Genomic DNA, 362 nt, shown 5'->3' with positions numbered 1-362 from the left:
GCAAATGGTATCACTGCTGGTGTAACAACACTCTTTGGTGCAATGGCGGTGATGAATATTGCTGAATCTGCGATTAGACAACTTGATTCTGTTCGTGCAGACTTAGGTTCTGCTCAACAACAAATGCAAAGTACGCTCAACAACATTACAATCACTCAAGTGAATGTAAAAGCTGCTGAGTCTAACATTCGTGAAACAGACTTTGCTGAAGAAAGCTCAACTTATAGCAAGTTGAACATTCTTGCTCAAGCAGGTAACTATGCGATGAGTCAAGCGAATGCAACACAACAAAATATCTTAAGATTACTCCAGTAGTCTTCTTAAGAATTGTTTTAAGCCTTAGGCTCCCCTCTTGGGGGGCT

At 40.9% G+C, this 362-nt stretch carries 1 protein-coding gene; it reads left to right on the top strand.

Annotation, left to right across the window (positions count from 1 at the left end; translation table 11 throughout):
- Window positions 1-315, top strand: a 315-nt coding sequence (locus CCZ01_RS10135; RefSeq protein ID WP_258437191.1) for a flagellin, incomplete at its 5' end; no start/stop codon positions are given.
- Window positions 316-362 lie beyond the last annotated feature (47 nt).

Source organism: Helicobacter monodelphidis, assembly GCF_003288845.1.
GTDB lineage: Bacteria > Campylobacterota > Campylobacteria > Campylobacterales > Helicobacteraceae > NHYN01.
The sequence above is the reverse complement of the archived record's forward strand: the minus strand, read 5'-3'. Positions and strand labels throughout refer to the sequence as shown.